The following is a 2,508-nucleotide window of genomic DNA, read 5'->3' on the forward strand; positions in this document are numbered from 1 at the left end:
ACTTGACGGGGATAAGTCCAGATCCCGTAAATCAATCTGTTCTTTTTTGATCATATGCATAGCTTCTATGCCACTGAGTATGTAAGTGGCTGTACGAAATGATTTCAACCCTAACATAGAACGAACACGCTTCTTGATAAAACGATGATCCTGTTCCAGTATATTGTTTAAATATTTCTTTTGTCTGAGTTGCATGCTTGATGGCATGCTTTTTTCTTTCCTCAATTCTTCAACTGCTATAGGGTAAGCTGGATTCTTATCAATTGTGATCACACGGGGAGAGGATACATGCGAAGAAGCCAAGGCTTTTTTGAAAAAGCACTTGGCTGATTTGGCATTTCTATTTTTGCTAAGATAAAAATCAATGGTGTTTCCTTCGGAATCTACTGCACGATACAGATACATCCATTCCCCTTTTATCTTGATATAGGTCTCATCGACTCTCCATGAGTCATTCGTTTGCCTGAGATGACGACGGATTCTCTTATCCAACTCAGGACCATATTGATGTACCCAATGCATAATCGTTGTGTGAGCAATGAATAAGCCACGTTCCTCCATCATCTCCACTATGTTACGAAAGCTTAAGTTATACCGCAGGTACCATCTTACTGTTAACAAAATAATGTCGGGCTGATAATGTTTCCATTTAAATAAATTTTGCTTTTCCATACTGATCACGTCCTTTTTTAGAATAATAGTATCAGTATGTTCAAGTTTGATAGATTTTTTGCACCAGAACCATATTTTATTTATTCCATTAAAGGGCGCGATTACTGAGTAAATAAATCCCAACTTCTCATTTATAACACTGAGAGATTGGGATTTTTAATACTAGAATCTTCTTAACGTTGTAATATGAATTTTTTGAAATTACCTCTAATTATCTTCACAATTAATTAACGAACAATGTTTATTTTCAAAAACCATTTTGATAATAGTGGAATGGAGGTGTACTTCAATAGATATGGGGCATTTTCTTACAAGTAATGGTTAATTAATTTCATCAAAAATAGCTACTACACGGCTCCACCCAGCACTTGCATTAGCAATATTGATAGGAAACGCACATACTGTAAAACCATATGGTTTTGAAATTTTATCAAGGTTACAAAGCTTTTCAATTTGACAATATTCTTTACGTCTGCCTACTAAATGGGCTTCCCAAAACTGTGACTTCCCTTCCTTTGCCTCTTTGGCTGTTACATTAAATGGACGATCTAGACCCCATGCATCTATCCCGATTAGTTTTACCCCTTGGTCGATAAGCCACTCTGTTGCTGATGCAGTTAGTCCTGAATGCAAGTACTCATAACCAGGCTGATGAAAATGCTTGGAAGTTCCAGTGTAAATAAGTATGATGTCATAAGGTTTGATTGAATAATTCATCCTTTTTAGTTCTTGTTGCAAATCATCAATACTAATCCCTTCGCCAGCTTGCTTGTAAGTCATATTAATGAGAACACCATCTCCATAACACCAATTTAAGGGGATTTGTTCAATTGTTTTTGCAGGTTTTCCATTAGATGTAGAACCATAATGATAAGGAGCATCAATATGGGTGTAGGAATGAGTTGATAATGTTACTTCTTCTACTGCCCAGCCTTCCTCATCTGGCCAATAAGACTTATCAAGCCCTAAATACTTTTCTGTTACTGTAATTGAATCTTTATGATCTTTGTAAATAATTTCATGTGCATTTGGCTCAAATTCCCGAGTAGCGTTTGATAATCGATCGCTTAAATCGATAATTATTTTCCCTTTTCCATTTCGTATAAAACTTTCAATCATAACTCCATTCCCCCTAGTTCCTTAAAATTCATAAGCTCTCTAACTTATACTAGAAATTTAATCTATTTTTGATTATATGCAAAACTTCTTTACAACTTTAACCATTTTTGATTGATAGTTTTTTACCTTCATCTGTATTCTTTAATCGGTATTTACGGTTCTGGTGCAAAAATAGCTTAATAGAAATATAGAATAGCGATATCCTGTTGATTTTAAAGATTAGGCAGCTAATCCAAACAATTTATAAATAAGTTCAAGCGTATTTTAGGTAGATTTCACCCTTTGGTGAAGTTGCCCTTTTTGGTTTTGGTGCAAAAACTTCGGGAAAATTGCAATGAATCCATAAATCTTGGATATACTGATACTATTACTCTAGAAAGGGTGCATGATTGGTATGGAAAAGGAAAATGTATTCAAATGGAAGCATTATCAGCCGGATATTATTTTGTTAATGGTAAGATGGTACCTACGGTACAACCTCAGTTTTCGTGATTTGGTGGAAATGATGGAGGAACGGGGCTTATCCATTTCTCATACAACGATTATGCGCTGGGTTCATCAATATGGACCTCAATTAGAAGAGAAAGTACGACATCATCTTAAATCAACAAATGACTCGTGGAAAGTCGATGAAATCTATATTAAAGTAAAAGGTCAATGGATGTACTTATATCATGCGGTTGATTCAGAGGGCAACACAATTGATTTTTATCTAAG

General features: G+C 35.1%; 3 protein-coding genes. 1 reads left to right on the top strand and 2 read right to left on the bottom strand.

Annotated features, from left to right (window positions below; genetic code table 11):
* On the bottom strand, positions 1-672 hold a 672-nt coding region (locus CN326_RS22700), incomplete at its 3' end, for an IS6 family transposase (RefSeq protein WP_141525112.1).
* A gap of 321 nt (positions 673-993) precedes the next feature.
* Positions 994-1,791, bottom strand: a complete 798-nt coding sequence (locus tag CN326_RS22705; protein WP_098311225.1) for a cyclase family protein — start codon at positions 1,789-1,791, stop codon at positions 994-996.
* A gap of 394 nt (positions 1,792-2,185) precedes the next feature.
* On the opposite strand from CN326_RS22705, the gene CN326_RS22715 reads away from it, so the two are divergent.
* Positions 2,186-2,508, top strand: a 323-nt coding sequence (locus CN326_RS22715) for an IS6 family transposase (protein WP_141525113.1), incomplete at its 3' end; no start/stop codon positions are given.

The sequence above is a fragment of the Bacillus sp. AFS018417 genome (genome assembly GCF_002560985.1).
Classification (GTDB): Bacteria; Bacillota; Bacilli; order Bacillales; family Bacillaceae_G; genus Bacillus_A; species Bacillus_A rhizoplanae.